The organism is Pseudomonas sp. PMCC200344, from assembly GCF_030053095.1.
Classification (GTDB): domain Bacteria; phylum Pseudomonadota; class Gammaproteobacteria; order Pseudomonadales; family Pseudomonadaceae; genus Aquipseudomonas; species Aquipseudomonas svalbardensis.
This window is the reverse complement of sequence record NZ_CP125618.1, coordinates 3,080,025-3,103,684: the sequence shown is the minus strand read 5'-3', so window position 1 is coordinate 3,103,684 and position 23,660 is coordinate 3,080,025. Positions and strand designations below refer to the sequence as shown.

The window sequence follows — 23,660 nt, the reverse complement described above, 5'->3', positions numbered from 1 at the left end:
AAGTTGCGTGGGCGAAAAACCTCCGATTGGTCTGGTGCCTGAGTGGTCCACGGGTATTTCGCAGAATTGGATCTGTAACGCCCGCGTATCAACGCCTACCTTGGGAGGCACACATTTGATCCACGAGGTCACTCCATGAACGCCCGCCTGGATTACTACAGCGCATCGCCCAAAGCGATGAAAGCGATGATTGCCATGGAGGCGTTGACCAGCAACCTCAGCATCGAGCCGGCCTTGCTGCACTTGATCAAGATCCGTGCGTCGCAACTCAATGGCTGCGCTTTTTGCACCGACATGCACTCGGTGGATGCCCGGCGACTCGGCGAGACTGACCGTCGTTTGTATTCGATCGTGGTCTGGCGCGACAGCGGCTTCTTCAATGCGCGAGAACGCGCGGCGCTGGCCTGGACCGAAGCCGTCACCTTGCTCTCTGAAAACCATGTGCCGGACGAGGTCTACGCGCAGGCCCGGGAGCAGTTCAACGAAGGCGAGATGGTCGACCTGACCATCGCCGTCACCACGATCAACAGCTGGAATCGCCTGGCGGTGAGTTTTCGGCAAACTCCTGGCGGCTGAATCGATTTTCCGCCCCGAATGTCACATCAGGTTCATAAACGCTGCGCAGGATGAGGCTTTCAAGGACAGATCGACAGGGAGTCAGCGATGCCATTTATGGAAACCACGGATCGTCAGCAAGTTGCCGAGTACCGCTCGCCCGTAGAAAAAACCTCATCCTGGCGCGCACTGGCGGCAGGGATCGATCCGGTACTGGCGCAGTCTTTTCGGGTCAGTGCCCGTTGCGGCTGTTTCATGCAAGCGGCCCGCAGTCTCAACATCAAGGCCACCCAGCTGCGCAAACACTTGGCGCAGCTCGAAGCGCAACTGCAGTGTTCGCTATTCAGCCACTCAGAGAATGGCGTTGCCCTCAGTCGTGAAGGATTGCAGCTGCAATCGCAGTTGATTGCCCTGGCCCACGAGCGCGACTTGCCGGTGATCGAACAGCCGTTGATTCGCCTGGCCGTCGCCGAATCGGTCCTGCATGACATTCTCGGTCGCGATCTGGTGGCCTTATTGCGGCGCAATGCCAGCGTGCGTCTGGACATCATCACCCTGGACAGCGAACTGTCCCTGCAAGCGGTCAGTGCCGATGTGGTGCTGTGGCTGTCCGGCACCGATTCACCGCTGCCAGGCCCGAGTTTTGCGGTCAGCGAGCCCCGGCGTCTGGCACGGCTCGACTACCTGCCCCACATCGCCAAACGTTACTCACGGGTCGCGTCGCGGCCAGGCAGCCTCGACGACTTGACGGATTTCCTGCTGGTGCAATGGCAGCATGACCGTCAGGTCGACTGTTTTCGGCCGTGGAATACCCTGGTGGACCAGCGCCTGGCCGGAGTGGTGCAGTTGCATTCCTATGAGCTGATGCTGGAGATGATCCGTTGCAGTGCCTGCATTGGCCTGCTGCCTGGATACATCAGCCGCTTCGACCGCGGCCTTATTCAATTGCCGGGGTTGTTCAGTCAACCGATGCAGCGCCAGGTATGGATGGCGGTCAATGCCGAGTCCGAGGGTTCAGCGCAGGTGCAGATGATCGTCGAGCTGATCCAGAACACCTTCGAAGAGCGGCGGGAGTGGTTCGAACAACCTACGGCGGTATAGAGTGGGCGGCCATGTCTGTATCAAGGATGAATCACCCATGCCCGCCACTGACGCTGTCATTTCCCTTGAACGGTTCAACGAATCCCACATCGACGGCATTACCGCGCTCTACAATGACACGGCCATTACCCGTCAGGTGCTGCAAATGCCGTTTCAGTCCGCGGAAGTCTGGCGCAAACGCCTGGCGCCGGACAACGAGCGTGTGGTGCAACTGGTGGCGCTGCATAAAGGGACGGTCATCGGCAATATTGGCCTGGAACAGTTTTCACGGATCCGCCGCAGCCATGCCGGCAATCTCGGCATGGGCGTCGCGGTGGCCTGGCAGGGCAAGGGCGTTGGCTCGAAGTTGTTGGCAGCGGCGCTGGACATCGCCGACAACTGGATGAACCTGCAACGGCTCGAACTTTCGGTCTACGCCGACAACGAAGCCGCCATCGGCCTGTATCGCAAGTTCGGCTTCGACACCGAAGGGCTGTTTCGCGACTACGCCGTGCGTGATGGCGGATGGGTCGATGCCTTGAGCATGGCGCGCCTGCGTCGCACACCCAAGGCCGGTTGAGTCACTCGCCCAACGCGAACGCCACCGCCGCCTGCGCATGCAGTTCGGTGGTGTCGAGCAAGGGCAGGGCGCTATGCTCGGGTTTGATCAGCAGGCCGATTTCCGTGCAACCGAGGATGATTGCCTGGGCGCCACGTCGGGTCAGTGATTCGATGACCTGCTGATACACCTTGCGTGACGCCTCGCTGACCACCCCGACGCACAACTCGTCATAGATGATCCGGTGAACGGCCTGACGTTCATCGGCCTCCGGCACCAGTACGGTCAGGCCCATTGAAGTCAGGCGCTCCTTGAGAAAATCCTGCTCCATGGTGAACGCTGTGCCGAGCAATCCAATCTTCAGCGCACCAGCCTCGATGGCAGCTTGACCCGCCGGGTCGGCGATGTGCAGAAATGGAATACTGATCGCTGCCTGAATCTGCCCGGCCACTTTGTGCATAGTGTTGGTGCACAACACCACGCAATCGGCACCACCGGCCTGCAACCGCTTCGCCGCATCCACCAGAATCGCCGCCGCATCGTCCCAGCGCCCGGCATGCTGGGCCTGTTCGACAGGGCCAAAGTCGACGCTGTACATTAGCAATTTCGCCGAACGCAACGGCCCGAGCCGGTCGCGCACCTGCTGATTGATGAGACGGTAATACTCGGCGCTGGACTCCCAGCTCATGCCGCCGATAAGGCCGATGGTGCGCATGTCGTGCTCCTGTTGGTGGCAACCCTTTGTTTTTGAGCATGCCTTTATTTGAGAGTACCCGTGGGTCTTCATAGCGATCTATCAGGAAATTTCACATGCCAGCGGTGCTGAGCCACGACTTGCTGGACGGCAGACTTTGCCTGCAGCTTTTACCCCGTGCGGCTTACAGTGCGCGCGACCCTGTGCAGTGGCAAACCCTTGGGGTGACGCTGGAACGTCAACACGGCGTGCATGCCATCGATTCGGATCACCGGGTGGATTTCGACACCTTGCCTGGGGTGCTGGCTTACACCCCGGTCGGCGTGGAAGTATTTTCCGAATCGGCCAGCGGTGGCGAATACCTGCTGATGCGACTGGACGAGTCGTTGGCCCATCAGCATTTACCCTCGGTTGACCACCGTATTCAGTCTTCAGGCAATCGCCGTGCGCTGATGCTGGGCCGGGAACTGCGGCGCCTGTTGCTCGCTACGCAACCGGACAGGCTGGCGCTTGAGCAAAGGGTGGTGGAATTCGTTGGTTTGGTGAGTTCAAAGGCAGATATCGCGCAACGTGCCACGCCCAGGGTTTTCACCCGAGTGCTGGATCAGATCGCCGAGCAGTTCCACGAACCCCTGACCCTTGGACAATTGGCCGCCACCTACGGGCAAAACGAGCTGCGCTTTTTGCGCGATTTCACCCGAGCCATCGGCCTGACCCCCCACGCTTACCTCGTTGAAGTGCGGCTTCAAGCGGCACGCCGGATGATCGAACACACCGGCCGGTCCCTGGCCGACATCGCTCTGGACGCCGGCTTCGCCCATCAGTCCCACATGGGCAGTGCCTTTCGCAAATACCTGGCCATGACCCCCAGCCAATACCGTTCACGCTTTTAGTCGTACGCCGGCAGCGCGCATCTGCCATGCTCAAAGTCCGCAGCACCGTTTCAACAAAGGAACACCGCAATGGACGATGTACAGCAACTGGGTGAGATGCTTCGCCATTACGCAGAAAGCGAAGCACACAAGAAGCAACTGTTCGAGTCGCAATCGGCCGTGTGGGCGACGCGCATTGGTGAACTGTTCGATCAGATCCAGCAATGGCTGGAACCGGTCCAGGCGCCGAATCTGCTAGAGGTGAGCCGCGAGGCGTATGTCGCCTCGGGGCCAAGCGTTCCGGTCGAGACGTCGACCTTCAAGACCGAGAAGCTGTCCATTGTGATCGCCGGTAAACCGGTGGAATTTGTGCCGGATGTGATGGGTGCCGGTGGTCAGATTTCACTGGCCGTGATGGGTCTGACGGCCGCGCGCTACGGCAGCATTTCGCTGGTGTGCCTGCCGCCGTCCAGCAGCTGGCAATGGCGCAAGACCAATGGCTTGAAAGACCCGGATACCTTTGCGTTCGATGCGAACTTTTTGGCGCAGCAGTTGCAGAGCCTGATTCCCCGCGAACGCAGCTAAGGTCAAGCGCCACCCCTCACCCCAACCCTCTCCCCAGAGGGGAGAGGGGAAAGGGAGCCGATCTCCGTGCCTTTCAAGACCAGAGTTCGGCTCGATATTTCAGGTCGATGTAAATTGAAAGAACACCTCGGTCAGTCCCCTCTACCCCCTGGGGAGAGGGTTAGGGTGAGGGGTGGCCTTAGCTGACTCCCCTCAAATCTCCAAATCCCCCCAACCAGGTTTTGCTTCTTCCGGCGCAACGGCCTTCACGGTCTTGCCCGTCGCCAACTCCACCCGCCGCGCCACCTCCGGGTCATCGGCAAACGGAATCAGACTAGCTTCATCCAGACTTTCTGTCGTCTGGTGTTTCAGACAGTATTCAACCGCCAGCCAAAGCCCCGTCACGCCCAACACATTCAGCACGACCTCAATCATCTCAAGCTCCTTGCCTCAGGCAATCTGCGCGTCGCACTCGGCCATTTCGACGTCCGAAACCCGCACCGTGCGCCAGACGTTGTAAGCCATCAGCAACATGCCGCTGAGGAAGAACACACCGCCGGCGAAGCGCACCACGAACCCTGGATGGCTGGCCTGCAAGGCTTCGACGAAGGAGTAGGTCAGCGTGCCGTCATCGTTGATCGCCCGCCACATCAGGCCCTGGGTGATGCCGTTGACCCACATCGAGGCGATGTAAAGCACGGTGCCTATGGTCGCCAACCAAAAGTGCAGGTTGATCAGCGGCGTGCTGTGCATCTGCTCGCGGCCGAAGACTTTCGGGATCATGTGGTACAGCGAACCGAAGGTGATCATTGCCACCCAACCCAGAGCGCCGGCGTGGACGTGGCCGATGGTCCAGTCGGTGTAGTGGGAGAGGGCGTTGACCGTCTTGATCGCCATCATCGGCCCTTCGAAGGTCGACATGCCGTAGAAGGCCAGGGACAACACCAAAAAGCGCAGGATCGGGTCGGTGCGCAATTTATGCCAGGCACCCGACAGCGTCATCATGCCGTTGATCATCCCGCCCCAGCTCGGTGCCAGCAGAATCAGCGACATCGCCATGCCGAGCGACTGCGCCCAGTCCGGCAGCGCGGTGTAATGCAAGTGGTGCGGGCCGGCCCAGATGTACAGGGTGATCAGCGCCCAGAAATGCACGATCGACAGCCGATAGGAATACACCGGCCGTCCGACCTGTTTCGGCACGAAGTAGTACATCATCCCGAGGAACCCGGTGGTCAGGAAGAAACCCACTGCGTTGTGCCCGTACCACCACTGCACCATGGCGTCGGTCGCCCCGGAGTACACCGGGTAGGACTTGAACCAGTCCACCGGAATCGCCAGGTGATTGACCACGTGCAGCATCGCGATGACCACGATAAACGCGCCGAAGAACCAGTTGCCGACGTAGATGTGTTTGGTCTTGCGTTGCACCACGGTGGTGAAAAACACGATGGCGTAAGCGACCCAGACCACCGTCATCCACACCGCGCCGGAGAATTCGATCTCGGCGTATTCCTTGGTGGTGGTGTAGCCCAGCGGCAGGGTGATCAGCATCACCACGATCACCGATTGCCAACCCCAAAAAGTGAACGCGGCAAGCTTGTCCGAATACAGCCGCACCTGGCAGGTGCGCTGCACCGCGTAGTAACTGGCGGCGAATTGCGCGCTGCCGGCAAAGCCGAAAATCACCAGGCTGGTGTGCAACGGGCGCAAGCGGCCGAAGGTGGTCCATGGCAGGTCGAGGTTCATCTGCGGCCACACCAGTTGCGAGGCGATCCACACCCCCATCGCCATCCCCACGACACCCCAAACCACGGTTGCCACGACGAATTGGCGGACGACCTTGTAGTTATAGGCCTGTCCGATTGTTGCTGTGCTCATGGTCAATGCTTCCACGGTTGCAAAGTCTTGCCAGGCCACCCGGACTGGCATGTCGTCCACTGTAGAAACCCTGCCAGAAACAAAACAGACTCAGAAAAACCGAGTTTATGCGGATCAGATAAAGCGCATGCGTGTGGTGATCAGCCGCAGTCTGATACGGTTTTTTAGTATTTAGCTGAATCTGTAACGTACTGCGCCGCAGGTCCATAGTCGCTACCACAAGCACCGCCAACCCCGTAGCAGCTGTCGAGCACCGCGAGGCTCGGGCCGCGTTCGGACGCAGCAGTCGCGAAATCAAGCGACTCGGTGGGTCAGGTAAACCGGGTACACAGGGTTTACGACTGCTACGTCCGAACGCGGCCCGAGCCGAACGCAGCCTCGCGGTGCTCGACAGCTGCTACGGGGCAGAACAAATGATCGACCCGCGGCCGCTGACGGAAATCCTCCGGCAGTGGTCGACCATCAACCCGGAATTCCTGTTTCTGCCGCGCAAGTTCAAGATCGCGATCTGCTCGGCGGAGCAGGACCGGGCGACGATCATGATGCATGACATCGGCCTCTATCTTTACCCGGGTGACGACGGGCAAATGCTGCTGCGGGTCATCGTTGGCGGCGGGTTGGGGCGCACGCCGATCCTTGGTTTACAGATTCGCGAGGGATTGCCGTGGCAACACCTGCTGTCCTACGTCGAAGCGGTGCTGCGGGTCTACAACCGCCACGGTCGGCGCGACAACAAGTACAAGGCGCGGATCAAGATTCCGGTCAAGGCGGTGGGCATCGAAGCCTTTGCCCGGGAAACCGCGCTCTGGCGGACACCGACCTCGATTTCGGCACACGCCTGTCCGAAAACCCGGCCTTCGCCCGTTGGGTGTCGCGCAACGTCCAGCCGCACAAAGTGCCGGGCTACGCCAGCGTGGTGTTGTCGACCAAACCGGGCATTGCCTCACCGCCGGGTGATGCAGTGATTCTGCCGTTGGCCCGTTGGCTTGAAGGTCCACCGCAAAAGGGCGTGTGGTTGGGGCCGGACGATGAGTGGAAAGCCTTAAGCCGTGGTTTTCACACTTGCCGTTGATTGCCCTGGGTTTTCCGAGTTTCCGTGATGGTCGCGGTTACAGCCAGGCGTACTTGCTGCGCACTCGATTGGGCTGGACGGGCGAGTTGCGCGCCGTCGGCGATGTACCGCGCGATCAACTCAGCCACATGCGTCAATGCGGGTTCGACAGCTTTGCGGTGCGTGAAGACAAGTCCGCCGAAGATGCGCTCACGGGGCTGGCCGGGATGAGCGTGCTGTATGGGCGTTCGGTGATTGAGCCGCGGCCGTTTTTCGACGGCGTCAGTAGAACGCCAGTGAGGATGGCGCATCCTGTAGAGCAGGACGCGCCGAGCGCTGTCAGTTGATACGGACCAGAGCAGCGCGATCGCTTGGAGAAAGCTGATCAATTTCGAGCAGTGTGAGGCTTTTTGGCGCTTCACCAGGCAGTGGGCTGCCGAGATTGCCCGCAGCGTCGGTGGGAAGTTTGTACATCGCGCCAGTGAGTGGATCGACAACGAGCATGCCAATCAACCCACCGAACAACAGGTTGCCCCAGTACCAGCCACTCATGCTGGTTTCCAGCGTAGCGCTGCTATCGGCATAACCTTCTTTCTTAAAGGTGATGGTGTAGGCCTCACCTTTGAAGTAGCCACGACCTGAAGGCAGGGTAACGGTATTGGGCGTGGAACCGTTATGTACGACGGCTCCGTCCTTGTTCTTGATGGTGAAGTCGGCACCGCTTGGAGTGCTCGACACGTTCACTGGGTATTTGCTGTCGCCAACAATGCTTGCACAGCCCGAAGTCAGCAGTGTGGCGGTCAGGGCTGAAACGGTGAACAGCGTGCGGAGAGCTTTCATTGATGATCCTTGAGACCGGTATTTGCCGTCATTGGCCGAGGTACGCTTCATGTCGCCTCGTTGTGATTATTGGGGGCTGACTGCCCGGCGCGGACTCTAGCATTAATGGCAGTGCGCCATCATCCAGAACTCAAATTAATTCGATTTAGTCGCACACCGTGGGAAATGTTGTGTGGTGGCGTAAGGCATTTGTACTTGGGTCGATGATGGCACTTTGGTAGAGTCCGCAGCTCATAAGGAAGTCGTACCGAAAGGAGTCTGGTTTGAGTGTGGGCAAGAAGATTCTAGGGTTAACCGCGTTTCTGCTGATGTTGACCCTGTGGGGCGGTTACTTTTATGTGTTCCAGGAGAACCGCGGCGGTCAGTTGGGTGGTGCGCCCGACAGTTACGCCTGGTGCGGCACGCCACCGGCCACCGATGCGCTGTCGCTGGGTAAGGATCAGTTGACGCTGCGCGTCACTAACAACCTGCGTGGCGAGTTCCTGCTCAGCGGCGCGGTGATTGTTTCCGAACGCACCTTCAATCGCTATGACCTGGGCCGTAACGAACTGCGCCTGCGCCTGGAACCGCTGCAATGGTCCTACGGCGCCACGCCGATTTTCCTCGAACAGGTCAGGATCAAGCCCCTGAGCCGTAACCTCGCTTCTGACAACAAAAGTGCCTACGCGGAGCTCGAACCGCGACCGATTGGCGTGCAGGGGCGCGCCACCGAGTTTCCCTTCGACACCTACCGCTACGGCTACAAACCGGTGCTGTATTACCTCAAGGGCAATGAGCGCGTCGACTTGCGCTTTCGCCACATCACCACGGTGATGGAGATGTCGAACACCTTTACGCCCATTCAAAAGTACAACCGGGTCGAGTACATCAATGAGAAAAACTCGTTGGTACGCGACGAGGATTACAAGCCTTACGCCGCCAACGAATGTGCGTTCAGCGTCGAGCGCAAAGGCTCGTTCAAGGTGATCGTCTTGCTATTGCTGCTGGTGATTTGCCTGCCGCTGATGCACGTGTTTTATCGCGACGAGCCGGGCATCGATTTTCTCGCCACGCTGGTGAGTATCGGTGCAGTCCGGATATTGCTGGTGGGGTCGTTGCAGGACTTTCAGCTGTACAACATTGACTTCCTGTTTGGCGCGGCGATTTTGCTGGTGGGGACGGTGTCGTTGATCAAGGCGATGCGGGCGAATAGTCGGCGGGAATTGGCGTTGAAGAGTGGTTCGTCCTGGTGATTCCACCGTCGATGTAGCAGCTGTCGAGCAGCGCGAGGCTGCGTTCGGTGCGGGCCGCGTTCGGAGGCAGCCGTCGTGAAGTCACGCGATACGGTTTACAGGAAAACCGCGTTTGCAGGGTTTACGACGACTTTGTCGCCGAACGCAGCCTCGCAGGCTCGGCAGCTGCTACAGACCTGGCGAAGGATCACTTCAACGCGCGGCTTTGCGCAGGGCCGGCATGGCCGGGGCCGATTTGCCCGCGCGCACCAGCGTGGCTGATTGGACGACTCGGCACTTCTAGGCCGTTACTGCGAAATCTCTTTCCTATCAAGCCTGTAGGACACGTCTGTTGACGCTAGCAGCTAACCCGGGGTTCGCCAGTCGAAAGGGGGAATCTTTGGTTTTTTGTGCACGCTTGTGGGGATTGTGTGTACTAAAAGGTTAACGCGAAACGGGGGGTGGAGATGCGTGAGGCAAAAAAGCAATCGCGGTCACGCCTCGCTCTTATGAGGCTCCGACATGTTGATCAATCCCACGCAGGTGCATGGGATAGATCCGTTACTCAGCGTTTCTTCACCTGCGTACGCAGCCGTTCTTCCTGCTCCCGCAATTCAGGTGTGAACTCGGCCCCGAAATCTTCGGCCTCGTACACCTGGCGAATCTCGATCTCGGCGTCGGTGCCTGGCATCGGGTTGGGGCAGCGCTTGACCCACTCGATCGCTTCCTGTTTCGACTTCACCTGCCACAGCCAGTAGCCGGCGATCAGCTCCTTGGTTTCGGCGAACGGGCCATCGATCACCGTGCGCTTTTCACCCGAGAATCGCACCCGGGCGCCTTTGCTGCTGGGCTGCAGGCCATCGCACTCGATGAGGATGCCCGCTTTGACCAGTTCCTCGTTGTAGTTGCCCATCGCGGTCATCAGTTCCTCGCTGGGCATCACGCCGGCCTCGGAATCCTGGCTGGCTTTCACAATGATCATGAATCGCATGGTCTTATCTCCGCTGGATGTGAGTGACTCACTGGCTAGTCGAATGGCCGTTGCCCGAATCGACAATGCTTCTTACGGAAGATCGCCGAAAAGCAGATTTGTTTCTCGACACTAAACTCGCTATGCGGTGATGGGGGCGGTTTGTATCCAATGTGTGCGACGACACTTCACAATTTGTATCTGGGCATAGGTCGTCGGGCCATTTCGTGGTTAACTTCGGCCTCTTCAAAATTCTCTACAACAACGTTCAGAAGGACTCCGTTCATGGCTCAAGTCACTCTTAAAGGCTCCCCGGTTCAAGTCAACGGCCAACTGCCACAAGCCGGTTCCAAGGCGCCAGCCTTTTCCCTGGTTGCCGGCAATCTGTCCGACGTGACCCTGGCGAGCTTCGCCGGCAAGCGCAAAGTGCTGAACATCTTCCCAAGCGTTGACACCCCGACCTGCGCCACTTCGGTTCGCAAGTTCAACGCCCAGGCCAGTGATGTCGCCAACACTGTCGTGCTGTGCATCTCCGCTGACCTGCCGTTCGCTCAAGCGCGCTTTTGCGGCGCCGAAGGCCTGGAAAACGTACAAAACCTGTCGACCCTGCGCGGTGCCGAGTTCATCGAGAACTACGGCGTTGCCATCGCTGACGGCCCGCTCAAAGGCCTGACCGCCCGTGCCGTCGTGGTTCTGGACGAAAACGACAACGTTCTGCACAGCGAACTGGTCAAGGAAATCGCTGAAGAACCGAACTACGAAGCAGCACTCGCCGTTCTGAAGTAAGCGTCGTTTTACAATTGTTAACGGCCTAGGGGGCGTTCTCACTGAATTTCCCCGCCGCGTTGTCGCCTTAAAGCGGGCCAGGCAAGGCGCAGGCCGCTGGTAATGGTTGTTCCCTTCCCAAGGCCTGCAACGCAGGCTGGCCCGCTTTAAGGCACAACCCGAAGGGCCGGGCCTGCTGTTGTGCAGGGCTGCGTTGCTCGAAGCTTATTTGGAATGACCAAACCACGCTTCTCGCGCCTTGCCCTGCACAACAGCAGACCCGGCGCGGCGGGGAAATTCAGTGAGAACGCCCCCTCTGTCCAGGCCGTTTTCATTTGTGATTCAGTGTCTTGGCAAAACATCCTGTTACGTAAGCCGAAGGTAAATTGCCGGTAAAGCCGCTTTGCTTAATGCCCGCCAGTGCTTATCGTTCAGCCTCCTGTAGAAGAAGCCCACGCGCCCAATGGTTGATCATTCCATGCAATCCTCCGTTTCCCGTAGTCCCCGTCGCTGGCTGTTCGGCCTGCTTGTCCTGTTGGTCATCGCTGGCCTGTGCTGGAAATTCTGGCCCGTCGGCACTGCCCAAAAAGAGGGCGCAGGGCAAAAAGCCGTTGCCGGGCAAACCGGCAGGTCGGGGGGAATGCGTCCCGGTTTCGGCGGGGCGACCGGGCCGGTTCCAGTGCGTGTCGCGCCAGCGGTCAAGGGTGACTTCCCGCTGTACTACAAGGCGCTGGGCACCGTGACGGCGCTGAACACCATCAATGTGCGCAGCCGCGTCGGAGGTGAGCTGATGAAGATCTCCTTCGAGGAAGGGCAGATGGTCAAGGCTGGCGATCTGCTGGCTGAAATCGACCCGCGTCCGTACCAGAACGCCTTGCTTCAGGCCGAAGGCACGTTGCTGCAGAACCAGGCACAACTGAAAAACGCCCAGGTCGATGTGGAACGCTATCGCGGCCTGTATCGCGAAGACAGTATCGCCAAGCAGACCCTGGACACCGCCGAAGCGCTGGTGGGCCAGTATCAGGGCACGGTCAAAACCAATCAGGCGGCGGTCAACGACGCCAAGCTCAATCTGGAATTCACCAAGATCCGCGCCCCGATTGCCGGGCGTGTGGGCTTGCGTCAGCTGGATGTCGGCAATCTGGTGGCAGCCAACGACACCACCGCGCTGGTGATCATCACCCAGACCCAACCGATCAGCGTTGCCTTCACCTTGCCGGAAAACAGCCTCGACGTCGTACTGGCCCGCTATCGCACCGGCGCCAAATTGCCCGCCGAAGCCTGGGACCGTGGCGACACCAAGTTGCAGGCCACCGGCGTCTTGCAGAGCCTCGATAACCAGATCGACGTGACCACCGGCACCCTGAAATTCAAGGCTCGCTACGAGAACCGCGATCAGGCGCTGTTCCCCAATCAGTTTGTCAACGTTCATCTTTTGGCCGACACCCTCAAAGGAGTGGTCCTCGCACCCTCGGCGGCAATTCAGTTCGGCACCAACGGTACTTTTGTCTATGCGCTGGATGGCGACAAGAAAGTCACGATCCGTCAGTTGAAAGTCGGCGCCAGTGACGGCGAAAACACCGTCATTACCGAAGGCTTGGCCGCAGGTGATCGCGTCGTGCTGGAAGGCACCGACCGCCTGAAAGAGGGCAGCGAAGTCGAAGTGGTCAACGATAGCAAGGACGTACCGACCACCCCGACTGAACACCTGCAAGGCAAGTCGGCCACCACCGCGCCTGACGCGACAGTCACCGACAAGGCGAAAAAGGGCGGCGCATGAACATCTCGCGGCTGTTCATCCTTCGCCCGGTCGCCACGACCCTGAGCATGCTGGCCATTATCCTGGCCGGCGTGATCGCCTATCGGCTGTTGCCGGTGTCGGCATTGCCTCAGGTCGATTACCCGACCATCCGCGTCATGACGCTGTACCCCGGCGCCAGCCCGGATGTCATGACCAGCGCCGTGACCGCGCCGCTTGAGCGTCAATTCGGGCAGATGCCCGGCCTGACCCAAATGGCTTCGACCAGTTCCGGCGGCGCTTCAGTGCTGACCCTGCGTTTCAGCCTCGACATCAACATGGACGTCGCTGAGCAGCAGGTGCAGGCGGCGATCAACGCTGCGACCAATTTGCTGCCCAAGGACCTGCCGGCGCCGCCGGTGTACAACAAGGTCAACCCGGCGGACACCCCGGTGCTGACCCTGGCCATCACGTCCAAGACCATGCTGCTGCCCAAGCTCAATGACTTGGTCGACACGCGCATGGCGCAGAAAATCGCCCAGATCAGCGGCGTCGGCATGGTCAGCATTGCCGGCGGCCAGCGTCAGGCGGTGCGAATCAAGGTCAATCCCGAGGCGCTGGCCGCCAATGGCTTGAACCTCTCCGACGTGCGAACCCTGATCGGCGCATCCAACGTCAACCAACCCAAGGGCAACTTCGACGGCCCGACCCGGGTGTCGATGCTCGATGCAAACGATCAACTGACCTCGCCCAAAGACTACGCCAATCTGATTCTCACCTACGCCAACGGCGCGCCGTTGCGGCTCAAGGACGTGGCAGAGATCGTCGATGGCGCGGAAAACGAACGTCTGGCGGCGTGGGCCAACGAAAGTCAGGCCGTGCTGCTGAACATCCAGCGTCAGCCTGGCGCCAACGTCATCGAAGTGGTTGACCGGATCAAAGCCCTGCTGCCGAGCATCACCGACAACCTGCCGGCCGGTCTCGAAGTCACTGTGCTGACCGACCGCACCCAGACCATCCGTGCCTCGGTCACCGACGTGCAGCACGAATTGTTGATCGCCATTGCGCTGGTCGTGATGGTGACCTTCCTGTTCCTGCGTCGGGTCAGCGCCACGATCATTCCGTCGGTCGCGGTCCCACTGTCGCTGATCGGCACCTTCGGCGTGATGTACCTCGCGGGTTTCTCGGTCAACAACCTGACCCTGATGGCACTGACCATCGCCACCGGTTTCGTGGTGGACGATGCGATCGTCATGCTGGAGAACATTTCCCGATTTATCGAAGAGGGCGAGAGCCCCCTGAATGCGGCGCTCAAGGGCGCCAAACAGATCGGCTTCACGCTGATCTCCCTGACCCTGTCGCTGATCGCGGTGCTGATTCCGTTGCTGTTCATGGCCGACGTGGTGGGGCGGTTGTTCCGCGAATTTGCCATCACCCTGGCGGTGGCGATCCTGATCTCCCTGGTGGTGTCCCTGACACTGACGCCGATGATGTGCGCTCGGTTGCTCAAGCGTGAACCCAAGGAAGAAGAACAAGGCCGTTTCTACCGAGCCAGCGGCGCCACAATTGATTGGATGATCGCGGCTTACGGGCGCAAGTTAAAGTGGGTTCTCAAGCATCAACCGCTGACCCTGATGGTGGCCATCGGCACGCTGGCGTTGACCGTATTCCTTTACATGGTGGTGCCCAAGGGCTTCTTTCCGGTGCAGGACACCGGGGTGATCCAGGGCATTTCCGAGGCGCCGCAGTCGATTTCCTTTGCGGCGATGAGCGAGCGTCAACAGGAGCTGGCCAAGGTGATCCTTGCCGATCCGGCAGTGGAAAGCTTGTCGTCCTACATCGGCGTCGACGGTGACAACTCGACGCTGAACAGCGGTCGTCTGCTGATCAACCTCAAATCCCACAGTAACCGCGACTTGAGCGCCACCGAAGTCATTGCCCGTCTGCAACCGGAACTGGACAAACTCACCGGCATTCGCCTGTTCATGCAGCCGGTGCAGGACCTGACCATCGAAGACCGCGTCAGCCGCACCCAGTATCAATTCAGCATGTCGTCGCCGGATTCCGAGCTGCTCAGCCTGTGGAGCGGTCGTCTGGTGGAAGCACTGGCCCAACGGCCGGAGCTGACCGACGTTGCCAGCGATTTGCAGGACAAAGGCTTGCAGGTTTATCTGGTGATTGACCGCGATGCGGCGTCGCGGGTCGGTGTGTCGGTGTCGAACATCACCGATGCGTTGTACGACGCCTTCGGTCAGCGGCAGATTTCCACCATTTACACCCAGGCCAGCCAGTACCGCGTGGTGCTGCAATCGCAGTCCGGCGAGAAGATCGGCCCGGATGCGCTGAATCAGATTCACGTGAAAACCACCGACGGCGGGCAAGTGCGTCTCTCCAGTCTGGCGCACATCGAGGAGCGTCAGGCGCAACTGGCGATCACTCATATCGGGCAGTTTCCGGCAGTGATGATGTCCTTCAACCTCGCGCCCGGCGTGGCGCTGGGGCATGCGGTGGAGATCATCGACCAGGTGCAGAAGGACATCGGCATGCCGATTGGCGTACAGACCCAGTTCCAGGGCGCGGCCGAGGCTTTCCAGGCGTCGCTGTCGAGCACCTTGCTGCTGATTCTGGCGGCGGTGGTGACCATGTACATCGTGCTCGGTGTGCTTTACGAGAGCTACATCCACCCGATCACCATTCTCTCGACCTTGCCCTCGGCGGCGGTCGGCGCCTTGCTGGCATTGCTGTTGAGCGGGAATGACCTTGGCATGATCGCGATCATCGGCATCATTTTGTTGATCGGCATCGTGAAAAAGAACGCGATCATGATGATCGACTTCGCCCTCGACGCTGAACGCAATCAGGGCATGGACCCGGAAACGGCAATCTATCAGGCGGCACTGCTGCGTTTCCGGCCGATTCTGATGACCACACTGGCCGCGTTGTTCGGCGCGGTGCCACTGATGCTGGCGACCGGCTCCGGCGCGGAACTGCGTCAACCGTTGGGCCTGGTGATGGTGGGGGGCTTGTTGGTGAGTCAGGTGCTGACGCTGTTTACCACTCCGGTCATCTATCTGTATTTCGACCGCCTCGGTCGGCGCTGGGGTCGCAAGTCTGAAGCCGTGGAAGCGGTAGAACAGCCATGAACCTGTCCGGACCTTTCATCAAGCGCCCGGTCGCGACGATGTTGCTGAGCCTGGCGATCCTGCTGCTGGGCGGCGTGAGCTTCGGCCTGTTGCCGGTGGCGCCGCTGCCGCAGATGGACTTTCCGGTGATCGTGGTCCAGGCGAGTCTGCCCGGTGCAAGCCCTGAGGTCATGGCCTCGACCGTGGCCACGCCGCTGGAGCGCTCCTTCGGCGCCATCGCCGGGGTCAACACCATGAGCAGCCGCTCCAGCCAGGGCTCGACCCGGGTGATTTTGCAGTTCGACCTCGACCGCGACATCAACGGCGCGGCGCGGGAAGTGCAGGCGGCGATCAACGCCTCGCGCAACCTGCTGCCGAGCGGGATGCGCAGCATGCCGACCTACAAGAAGGTCAACCCGTCCCAGGCGCCGGTCATGGTGCTGTCGCTGACCTCCGACGTACTGGAAAAAGGCCAGCTCTACGATTTGGCCTCGACGATTCTGTCCCAGAGCGTGTCTCAGGTGCAGGGTGTCGGCGAAGTGCAGATCGGCGGCAGCTCCTTGCCGGCGGTGCGCATCGAACTCGAACCGCAGGCGCTCAACCAATACGGCGTGGCGCTGGACGATGTGCGCAACACCATCGCCAACGCCAACGTGCGCCGGCCAAAAGGGTCGGTCGAAGATAGCCAGCGGCTGTGGCAGGTTCAGGCCAACGATCAACTGGAAAAAGCCAAGGATTACGAGTCGCTGATCATTCACTACGCGGACGGCGCGGCCCTGCGCCTGAAGGACGTGGCCAAGGTCAGCGACGGCGTCGAAGACCGCTACAACAGCGGTTTCTTCAACAACGACGCGGCGGTACTGCTGGTGATCAACCGCCAGGCCGGCGCCAACATCATCGAGACGGTCAACGAAATCAAGGCTCAACTGCCGGCGTTGCAGGCCGTGTTGCCGGCCAGCGTGAAGCTGAACGTGGCGATGGACCGGTCGCCGGTGATCAAGGCGACCTTGCACGAAGCGGAAATGACCCTGTTGATTGCCGTGGCGCTGGTGATTCTGGTGGTGTTCCTGTTCCTCGGTAACTTCCGCGCCTCGTTGATTCCTACCCTGGCGGTGCCTGTTTCCCTGGTCGGTACCTTTGCGGTGATGTACCTCTACGGATTCTCCCTGAACAATCTGTCGCTGATGGCGCTGATTCTGGCCACCGGGCTGGTGGTGGACGATGCCATCGTGGTGCTGGAGAACATTTCCCGGCACATCGACAAAGGCGTACCGCCGATGAAGGCCGCGTACCTGGGGGCGCAGGAAGTCGGCTTCACCTTGCTGTCGATGAACGTCTCGCTGGTGGCAGTGTTCCTGTCGATCCTGTTCATGGGCGGGATCGTCGAAAGCCTGTTTCGCGAGTTTTTCATCACGCTGGCGGCGTCCATCGTAGTGTCACTGGTGGTCTCTCTGACGCTGACACCGATGCTCTGCGCCCGCTGGCTCAAGCCGCATACGCCGGGTGAGGAAAACCGTTTGCAGCGCTGGAGTCAGCGCGCCAACGAGTGGATGGTCGGCAAATACGCCACGAGCCTCGACTGGGTGCTGCGTCATCGCCGGTTGACCCTGCTTAGCCTGCTAGTGACAGTCGGCGTTAACATTGCACTGTATGTCGTTGTTCCTAAAACATTTATGCCTCAGCAGGACACCGGTCAGCTGATCGGCTTCGTGCGCGGCGACGATGGGTTGTCGTTCAGCGTGATGCAGCCAAAAATGGAAACCTTCCGCCGCGCCGTGCTCAAGGATGACGCGGTGCAAAGCGTCGCCGGCTTCATCGGCGGCACCAACGGCACCAACAACGCCTTCATGCTGGTGCGGCTGAAGCCGATCAAGGAACGCAACCTGTCTGCGCAAAAGGTCATCGAACGCCTGCGCAAGGAAATGCCCAAGGTGGCCGGTGCACAGTTGATGCTGATGGCCGACCAGGACCTGCAATTTGGTGGCGGTCGCGAGCAAAGTACGTCGCAGTATTCGTACATCCTGCAAAGCGGTGATCTGGGTGCGTTGCGCGAGTGGTATCCGAAGGTTGTCACTGCGCTCAAGGCTTTGCCGGAGCTGACGGCGATTGACGCCCGAGAAGGCCGTGGCGCGCAGCAAGTAACGTTGATTGTCGATCGTGATCAGGCCAAACGCCTGGGTGTCGACATGGACATGGTCACCTCGGTGCTGAACAACGCCTACAGTCAGCGACAGATTTCGACGATTTACGACAGCCTCAACCAGTATCAGGTAGTGATGGAGGTCAACCCGAAATATGCCCAGGACCCGATCACGCTCAATCAGGTTCAGGTGATCACCGCCGACGGCGCGCGGATTCCGTTGTCGACCATCGCCCATTACGAAAACAGCCTGGAAGACGATCGGGTCAGCCACGAAGGCCAGTTCGCTTCGGAAAGCATTGCTTTCGACATGGCCGGCGGGGTGACGGTGGAGCAGGGCACGGCCGCCATCGAGCGGGCGATCGCCAAGGTGGGTTTGCCGGAAGGTGTCATTGCGAAAATGGCCGGCACCGCCGATGCCTTCGCCGCGACCCAGAAGAGCCAACCGTGGATGATTCTCGGCGCGCTGGTGGCGGTGTATCTGGTGCTCGGTGTGCTGTATGAAAGCTACATCCATCCGCTGACCATTCTTTCGACCTTGCCGTCGGCCGGGGTCGGCGCGTTGCTGTCGATTTATGCGCTGGGCGGTGAGTTCAGCCTGATCTCGTTGCTCGGGTTGTTCCTGCTGATCGGCGTGGTGAAGAAAAACGCCATTCTGATGATCGACCTGGCGTTGCAGCTGGAACGGCATCAGGGCATGGCGCCGCTGGAATCGATTCGCAGCGCTTGCCTGCAACGTCTGCGGCCGATTCTGATGACCACCCTGGCGGCGATCCTCGGCGCGTTGCCGTTGCTGCTGAGCCGCGCCGAAGGTGCGGAAATGCGTCAACCGCTGGGCCTGACCATTATCGGCGGGCTGATCTTCAGCCAGGTGCTGACCCTTTACACCACCCCGGTGGTTTACCTGTATCTCGACAAACTGCGCCATCGCTTCAACCACTGGCGTGGGGTGCGTACCGATGCTGCTCTGGAAACTCCGCTATGACTGACCGTTCGCTTATCACTCTGGCTGCACCGCTGGTAACGGCCCGAGGCTCGCGTTTGTCGAGCCTGGCGCTGTGCGTGGCGATGCTCAGCGCCTGCGCTATCGGCCCGGATTACCAGCGCCCGCAAGCGGCTGCGCCGGCGCAATACAAGGAAGCGGCAGGCTGGCGTCAGGCCAAGCCCAGCGATTCCCTGGCCCGTGGCGCCTGGTGGGAGTTGTATGGCGATCAGCAGCTTAATGGCCTGATCGAAAAGCTTAACAGTGCCAACCAGACCGTCGCGCAGTCCGAAGCCCAGTACCGTCAGGCCCAGGCCTTGGTGCGCAGTGCCCGTGGCGCGTTTTTCCCGACCGTGGACCTGACCGTCGGGAAAAACCGCTCCAGCCAGGGCACCGGCAGCAGCAGTTCGAGCCTGACCAGTTCTTCCAGCGGGATTCGTGACACTTACACTGCACAGGCCGGAGTCAGTTGGGAGGCCGATGTTTGGGGCAAGCTGCGCCGAGGACTGGAAGCCGACACCGCCAATGCCGAGGCGAGTTATGCTGATCTGGCGGCAATGCGCTTGAGCCAGCAGTCGGAACTGGTGCAGAACTATCTGCAATTGCGAGTGATCGACGAGCAGAAACGCCTGCTGGAAGCGACGGTCGAGGCCTATCAGCGCTCGCTGACAATGACCGAAAACCAGTACCGCGCCGGTGTCTCCGGCAAGGATGCGGTGGCGCAGGCTCAGACTCAGCTCAAAAGCACCCAGGCTGACATGGTTGATCTGATCTGGCAGCGCGCTCAATTCGAGAATGCCATTGCCGTTCTGATCGGGCTACCGCCGGCCGAGTTCAGCCTGGCTGAAAGCAAAGACATTCCTGCGTTGCCCGAGATACCGCTGAGCCTGCCTTCGCAATTGCTCGAGCGCCGCCCGGACATCGCCTCCGCTGAGCGCTCGGTGATGGCCGCCAACGCCAACATCGGCGTGGCCAAGGCGGCCTACTACCCGGACTTCACCCTGAGTCTGAACGGTGGTTACAGCAGCAGCACCTCTTCCAACTGGATCAGCGTGCCAAACCGCTTCTGGTCGGTCGGACCGCAATTGGCCATGACCTTGTTCGACGGCGGTCAGCGCTCTGCGGAAGTTGACCGCAGCGAAGCGGCCTACGACGAAACAGTGGCCAAGTACCGCCAGACCGTGCTCGATGGTTTCCGTGAGGTGGAAAACTATCTGGTGCAGCTCAAGGTCCTGGAAGACGAAGCGGGCGTGCGCCAGGAAGCGCTGGACGCGGCGCGAGAGTCCTTGCGCCTGACCCAGAACCAGTACAAGGCCGGTGTGATCGCTTATCTGGGCGTGGTGGTCGTTCAGGCCACAGCGTTGAACAATGAACGCAGCGTGCTGAGCCTGTTGCAGAGCCGGTTGATTGCCAGTGTGCAGTTGATCGCGGCATTGGGTGGTGGCTGGGATGGGGCGTTGCAAGTGAGCGAAAAATAGTAGGCATCTGCCCCGATGTGAAACCTTAAAACCAACGTTTCATCGACTTGATGGCCATTTGCTTATTTTGTCGGTGCGTTCTTTTGCGCAATCAGTACAATCGCCCGATTTGCCCCCCGAGAACGGAGGGCTGTCGCGAGTAGTCTCATGCTTATCGGTAGCTATTCCCCCACGCTGGTTATCATCTCGCTTTTTGTGGCGATTCTCGCCTCCTATACTGCGCTCGACCTGACTGAACGCATCGCCACGGCCAAGGGCCGGGCCGTGCAACTATGGACGGCGGGCGGCGCCTTTGCCATGGGGGTTGGCGTGTGGTCGATGCATTTCATCGGCATGCTCGCGTTCAAATTGCCCATCGACCTCGGTTACGACGTCGGCATCACGTTGCTGTCACTGTTGATTGGCATCCTGTCCTGCGGCTTTGCCCTGTGGCTGGTCAGCCAGCCACAATTGCCAGCCTGGCAATTGGCATTCGGCGCGCTGGTCATGGGCACCGGGATTAGCGCCATGCACTACACCGGCATGGCCGCCATGCGCATGCAGCCGGGTATCGATTACGATCCGACGCTGTTCGGCGCCTCGCTGCTGATCGCCGTAGTCGCCTCGGGCGCCGCGTTATGGATCGCTTTCCGCCTGCGCCAGCACATACCTTATGTCGGCCTGATCCGTGGCGGTGCGGCGGTGATCATGGGCCTCGCGATTGTCGGCATGCACTACACCGGTATGGCGGCGGCGCGTTTTCCAGACGGCAGCTTCTGTGTGGCTACCGTCAGCGGCTTGAACGGCAAGGGCCTGGACAATCTGGTGCTGATCACCACCCTGGCAGTGTTGAGCCTTGCCTTGTTGACCTCGATCCTCGATGCGCGCCTTGAGGCCCGCACCGCAGGCCTTGCCCACTCATTGACCGAGGCCAACCGCGAACTGACTCAACTGGCCCTGCATGACACCCTGACCGGCCTGCCGAATCGCGTGTTGCTGGCTGACCGCATCGATCAGGCAATGTCCATGGTGCAGGAGCAGGGCGGTTGTTTCGCGTTGATGTTCATCGATCTGGACGGTTTCAAACCAGTCAACGATGCCTTCGGTCACCATATGGGCGATCTGTTGTTGCGTGAGGTCGGCTTGCGCTTGCGCGAGGATTTGCGCAGCCACGACACCCTGGCGCGGATCGGCGGTGATGAGTTCGTTTTACTGGTGCAGCTCGGCGATCAGAATGACGCATTGAACCTGGCGGCCCGTCAGGTCGGGCTGATCGCGCGCTCGTTCCGGGTCGCCGAACATGACTTGCAGATTTCCGCCAGCATTGGCATCGCGATTTATCCGGGTAACGGTGATACCGCCGAAGAATTGCTGATGAATGCCGACGCGGCGATGTATCACGCCAAGGGCGCCGGGAAAAACGGCTATAGCTTCTTCGATGCCTCGATGAACAGCAACGCGCGCAAACAGCTGCAATTGTTGCAGGACTTGCGTATCGCCCTCGATCAGCAGCAGTTCAGTCTCTATTACCAGCCCAAGTTCGATGCCGGCAATGGCCGGCCGGTCGGCGCCGAGGCGTTGCTGCGCTGGGTGCACCCGACCGAGGGCATGTTGCTCCCGGACAAGTTCATTGAACTGGCGGAAAAGACCGGGCTAATCATTCCGATTGGCGAGTGGGTGCTCAACGAAGCCTGCCGACAGATGCGCGAGTGGTACGTGCTCGGGTACACCGACTGGCGCATCGCAGTGAACCTTTCAGCCCTGCAGTTCTGCCACGCGGGTCTGGTCCAGAGCGTCGCCAAAGCCTTGGCCACTCACCATTTGCCAGCCAACAGCCTGACCCTCGAGATCACTGAAACCACCGCCATGAGCGATGCCGATGCGAGCATGACGGTGCTTCAGGAGCTTTCGACGATGGGTGTCGACCTGTCGATCGACGACTTTGGCACCGGCTATTCGAGCTTGATGTACCTCAAGCGCTTGCCGGCCAACGAACTGAAGATCGACCGGGGTTTTGTCCGCGATCTGGAGCGTGACAGCGATGACGCCGCCATCGTTTCCGCCATCGTTGCCCTCGGCCAGGCGCTGGGGTTGCGGATCGTTGCGGAAGGGGTGGAGACCGACTCGCAGCAAGACTTCCTGACGCAACTCGGTTGTGATTCGCTGCAGGGCTATCTGCTCGGGCACCCGCTGCCGGCCGAACGCTTCATGGTAGATATTCTGCGTGCAGAGCAATTGGCGGTGAGTTGAGAACACTGTGATTGATGTGAGCCCATGCAAAAGCCAGCGATGACGGTTATTCTTGCCCTCGACTGCTAACGCTTGGAATGGGGGAAATTTCGCATGGACAAAGTCATCGTCATCACCGGCGGCAGCCGCGGTATCGGCGCCGCCACAGCCCTGTTGGCCGCCGAACAAGGCTATCGGATCTGCATCAACTACCTGGCCGATGAATCCGCTGCGCAAACTGTGCTGGAACAAGTCCGCGCCCTCGGCGCCCAAGCCATCGCTGTGCGCGCCGACGTCAGCATTGAAGATGAAGTGATTGCGCTGTTCCACCGTGTGGACACTGAGTTGGGCCGGGTCACGGCACTGGTGAACAACGCTGGCACCGTCGGGCACAAGTCCCGGATTGATGAAATGTCCGAATTCCGTATTCTCAAAATCCTCAGAACCAACGTCCTGGCGCCGATCCTCTGCGCCAAACACGCGATCCTGCGCATGTCGCCCAAGCATGGCGGGCAGGGCGGCAGCATCGTTAATGTGTCCTCGGTGGCCTCACGCCTGGGCGCGCCAAGCGAATACGTCGACTACGCCGCCTCCAAAGGTGCGCTGGATACCTTCACCATCGGCCTGTCCAAAGAAGTGGCCGGCGAAGGCATCCGCGTCAACGCGGTGCGCCCTGGTTACATCTACACCGATTTCCATGCGTTGAGCGGTGACCCGGATCGGGTCAGCAAGCTAGAGTCGGCGATTCCGATGGCTCGGGGCGGGCGTCCGGAAGAAGTGGCTGAGGCGATCGTGTGGTTGCTGTCGGACAAGGCTTCCTATGCGACCGGGACATTCGTTGACCTCGGCGGCGGGCGCTAAGCCTTTAGATTTGCACTGTTTGGTCTGCCCTCATCGTCGGAACGCCGCCCGGAGCAAGCTCGCTTGTATGTTTAGACTTGAAGGGGTGGGCG

The 23,660-nt window shown here is 60.1% G+C and carries 18 protein-coding genes and 2 pseudogenes; 15 read left to right on the top strand and 5 right to left on the bottom strand.

What is annotated here, in order from left to right:
* Positions 1-135: 135 nt before the first annotated feature.
* From QFW87_RS13990 to QFW87_RS13980, 3 genes are all read left to right on the top strand, one after another.
* Positions 136-576, top strand: a complete 441-nt coding sequence (locus QFW87_RS13990; protein ID WP_123364141.1) for a carboxymuconolactone decarboxylase family protein — start codon at positions 136-138, stop codon at positions 574-576.
* Between the two features lie 87 nt (positions 577-663).
* Positions 664-1,656, top strand: coding sequence for a LysR family transcriptional regulator (locus tag QFW87_RS13985; RefSeq protein ID WP_283190802.1), 993 nt, complete (start codon positions 664-666; stop codon positions 1,654-1,656).
* Between the two features lie 37 nt (positions 1,657-1,693).
* Positions 1,694-2,215, top strand: coding sequence for a GNAT family N-acetyltransferase (locus tag QFW87_RS13980; protein ID WP_283184360.1), 522 nt, complete (start codon positions 1,694-1,696; stop codon positions 2,213-2,215).
* Position 2,216: 1 nt separating this feature from the next.
* On the opposite strand, the gene QFW87_RS13975 is transcribed toward QFW87_RS13980, so the two are convergent.
* The gene (locus tag QFW87_RS13975) at positions 2,217-2,909 is read right to left on the bottom strand and encodes an aspartate/glutamate racemase family protein (RefSeq protein WP_283184361.1); all 693 of its coding nucleotides are present in this window, start codon (positions 2,907-2,909) and stop codon (positions 2,217-2,219) included.
* Positions 2,910-3,004: 95 nt separating this feature from the next.
* On the opposite strand from QFW87_RS13975, the gene QFW87_RS13970 reads away from it, so the two are divergent.
* Both QFW87_RS13970 and QFW87_RS13965 read left to right on the top strand, forming a co-directional pair.
* On the top strand, positions 3,005-3,781 hold the full coding sequence (locus QFW87_RS13970) for an AraC family transcriptional regulator (RefSeq protein WP_283190801.1): 777 nt from the start codon (positions 3,005-3,007) through the stop codon (positions 3,779-3,781).
* 69 nt (positions 3,782-3,850) lie between these two features.
* Positions 3,851-4,345 (top strand): hypothetical protein, encoded by a 495-nt coding sequence (locus QFW87_RS13965; RefSeq protein WP_046046933.1) that lies wholly within the window; start codon positions 3,851-3,853, stop codon positions 4,343-4,345.
* Between the two features lie 192 nt (positions 4,346-4,537).
* Here QFW87_RS13965 and QFW87_RS13960 read toward each other — a convergent pair whose 3' ends face one another.
* Together QFW87_RS13960 and ccoN are read right to left on the bottom strand one after the other, a co-directional pair.
* A complete protein-coding gene (locus tag QFW87_RS13960; RefSeq protein WP_283190800.1) occupies positions 4,538-4,759 on the bottom strand; it encodes a cbb3-type cytochrome c oxidase subunit 3 in 222 nt (73 codons plus the stop codon).
* Positions 4,760-4,774: 15 nt separating this feature from the next.
* Positions 4,775-6,202, bottom strand: a complete 1,428-nt coding sequence (gene ccoN / locus QFW87_RS13955; protein WP_283190799.1) for a cytochrome-c oxidase, cbb3-type subunit I — start codon at positions 6,200-6,202, stop codon at positions 4,775-4,777.
* A gap of 404 nt (positions 6,203-6,606) precedes the next feature.
* On the opposite strand from ccoN, the pseudogene QFW87_RS13950 reads away from it, so the two are divergent.
* Both QFW87_RS13950 and QFW87_RS13945 read left to right on the top strand, forming a co-directional pair.
* Positions 6,607-7,160 (top strand): annotated as a pseudogene (locus QFW87_RS13950) (nitrite/sulfite reductase); the annotation flags it as partial.
* A pseudogene (locus QFW87_RS13945) lies at positions 7,143-7,600 on the top strand (DUF934 domain-containing protein); the annotation flags it as partial. The pseudogenes QFW87_RS13950 and QFW87_RS13945, both read left to right, overlap by 18 nt.
* On the opposite strand, the gene QFW87_RS13940 reads toward QFW87_RS13945, so the two are convergent.
* Positions 7,593-8,093: a hypothetical protein gene (locus QFW87_RS13940; RefSeq protein WP_283190798.1), complete on the bottom strand. Its 501-nt coding sequence runs from the start codon at positions 8,091-8,093 to the stop codon at positions 7,593-7,595. The pseudogene QFW87_RS13945 and the gene QFW87_RS13940 sit on opposite strands and share 8 nt — an antisense overlap.
* A gap of 263 nt (positions 8,094-8,356) precedes the next feature.
* On the opposite strand from QFW87_RS13940, the gene QFW87_RS13935 reads away from it, so the two are divergent.
* The gene (locus QFW87_RS13935; RefSeq protein ID WP_283184367.1) at positions 8,357-9,325 is read left to right on the top strand and encodes a hypothetical protein; all 969 of its coding nucleotides are present in this window, start codon (positions 8,357-8,359) and stop codon (positions 9,323-9,325) included.
* A 544-nt stretch (positions 9,326-9,869) separates the two neighbouring features.
* On the opposite strand, the gene QFW87_RS13930 is transcribed toward QFW87_RS13935, so the two are convergent.
* On the bottom strand, positions 9,870-10,295 hold the full coding sequence (locus tag QFW87_RS13930) for a YciI family protein (RefSeq protein WP_283190797.1): 426 nt from the start codon (positions 10,293-10,295) through the stop codon (positions 9,870-9,872).
* Positions 10,296-10,559: 264 nt separating this feature from the next.
* On the opposite strand from QFW87_RS13930, the gene tpx reads away from it, so the two are divergent.
* The 7 genes from tpx (at position 10,560) to QFW87_RS13895 (ending at position 23,568) form a co-directional block, all read left to right on the top strand.
* On the top strand, positions 10,560-11,060 hold the full coding sequence (gene tpx / locus QFW87_RS13925; protein ID WP_008150862.1) for a thiol peroxidase: 501 nt from the start codon (positions 10,560-10,562) through the stop codon (positions 11,058-11,060).
* 442 nt (positions 11,061-11,502) lie between these two features.
* Positions 11,503-12,819 carry an MdtA/MuxA family multidrug efflux RND transporter periplasmic adaptor subunit gene (locus QFW87_RS13920; RefSeq protein WP_283190796.1) on the top strand — a complete coding sequence of 439 codons (1,317 nt, stop codon included), beginning with the start codon at positions 11,503-11,505 and terminating at the stop codon, positions 12,817-12,819.
* Positions 12,816-15,920 (top strand): MdtB/MuxB family multidrug efflux RND transporter permease subunit, encoded by a 3,105-nt coding sequence (locus QFW87_RS13915; RefSeq protein ID WP_283184370.1) that lies wholly within the window; start codon positions 12,816-12,818, stop codon positions 15,918-15,920. Before QFW87_RS13920 ends, QFW87_RS13915 begins: the two co-directional genes overlap by 4 nt.
* Complete coding sequence (locus QFW87_RS13910; protein ID WP_283190795.1) at positions 15,917-19,024, top strand: efflux RND transporter permease subunit; 3,108 nt, start codon at positions 15,917-15,919, stop codon at positions 19,022-19,024. Before QFW87_RS13915 ends, QFW87_RS13910 begins: the two co-directional genes overlap by 4 nt.
* Positions 19,021-20,499, top strand: coding sequence for an efflux transporter outer membrane subunit (locus QFW87_RS13905; RefSeq protein ID WP_283190794.1), 1,479 nt, complete (start codon positions 19,021-19,023; stop codon positions 20,497-20,499). The genes QFW87_RS13910 and QFW87_RS13905 overlap by 4 nt, the downstream gene beginning before the upstream one ends.
* 147 nt (positions 20,500-20,646) lie before the next feature.
* Positions 20,647-22,728, top strand: coding sequence for an EAL domain-containing protein (locus tag QFW87_RS13900; RefSeq protein ID WP_283190793.1), 2,082 nt, complete (start codon positions 20,647-20,649; stop codon positions 22,726-22,728).
* Positions 22,729-22,821: 93 nt separating this feature from the next.
* The gene (locus QFW87_RS13895) at positions 22,822-23,568 is read left to right on the top strand and encodes an SDR family oxidoreductase (RefSeq protein WP_283184374.1); all 747 of its coding nucleotides are present in this window, start codon (positions 22,822-22,824) and stop codon (positions 23,566-23,568) included.
* Positions 23,569-23,660: the final 92 nt, after the last annotated feature.

Coding starts and splice junctions, on each gene's coding strand:
- QFW87_RS13990 (WP_123364141.1), top strand. CDS start 136: ATGAACGCCCGCCTGGATTACTACAGCGCATCGCCCAAAGCGATGAAA.
- QFW87_RS13985 (WP_283190802.1), top strand. CDS start 664: ATGCCATTTATGGAAACCACGGATCGTCAGCAAGTTGCCGAGTACCGC.
- QFW87_RS13980 (WP_283184360.1), top strand. CDS start 1,694: ATGCCCGCCACTGACGCTGTCATTTCCCTTGAACGGTTCAACGAATCC.
- QFW87_RS13975 (WP_283184361.1), bottom strand. CDS start 2,909: ATGCGCACCATCGGCCTTATCGGCGGCATGAGCTGGGAGTCCAGCGCC.
- QFW87_RS13970 (WP_283190801.1), top strand. CDS start 3,005: ATGCCAGCGGTGCTGAGCCACGACTTGCTGGACGGCAGACTTTGCCTG.
- QFW87_RS13965 (WP_046046933.1), top strand. CDS start 3,851: ATGGACGATGTACAGCAACTGGGTGAGATGCTTCGCCATTACGCAGAA.
- QFW87_RS13960 (WP_283190800.1), bottom strand. CDS start 4,759: ATGATTGAGGTCGTGCTGAATGTGTTGGGCGTGACGGGGCTTTGGCTG.
- ccoN (WP_283190799.1), bottom strand. CDS start 6,202: ATGAGCACAGCAACAATCGGACAGGCCTATAACTACAAGGTCGTCCGC.
- QFW87_RS13940 (WP_283190798.1), bottom strand. CDS start 8,093: ATGAAAGCTCTCCGCACGCTGTTCACCGTTTCAGCCCTGACCGCCACA.
- QFW87_RS13930 (WP_283190797.1), bottom strand. CDS start 10,295: ATGCGATTCATGATCATTGTGAAAGCCAGCCAGGATTCCGAGGCCGGC.
- tpx (WP_008150862.1), top strand. CDS start 10,560: ATGGCTCAAGTCACTCTTAAAGGCTCCCCGGTTCAAGTCAACGGCCAA.
- QFW87_RS13920 (WP_283190796.1), top strand. CDS start 11,503: ATGGTTGATCATTCCATGCAATCCTCCGTTTCCCGTAGTCCCCGTCGC.
- QFW87_RS13915 (WP_283184370.1), top strand. CDS start 12,816: ATGAACATCTCGCGGCTGTTCATCCTTCGCCCGGTCGCCACGACCCTG.
- QFW87_RS13910 (WP_283190795.1), top strand. CDS start 15,917: ATGAACCTGTCCGGACCTTTCATCAAGCGCCCGGTCGCGACGATGTTG.
- QFW87_RS13905 (WP_283190794.1), top strand. CDS start 19,021: ATGACTGACCGTTCGCTTATCACTCTGGCTGCACCGCTGGTAACGGCC.
- QFW87_RS13900 (WP_283190793.1), top strand. CDS start 20,647: ATGCTTATCGGTAGCTATTCCCCCACGCTGGTTATCATCTCGCTTTTT.
- QFW87_RS13895 (WP_283184374.1), top strand. CDS start 22,822: ATGGACAAAGTCATCGTCATCACCGGCGGCAGCCGCGGTATCGGCGCC.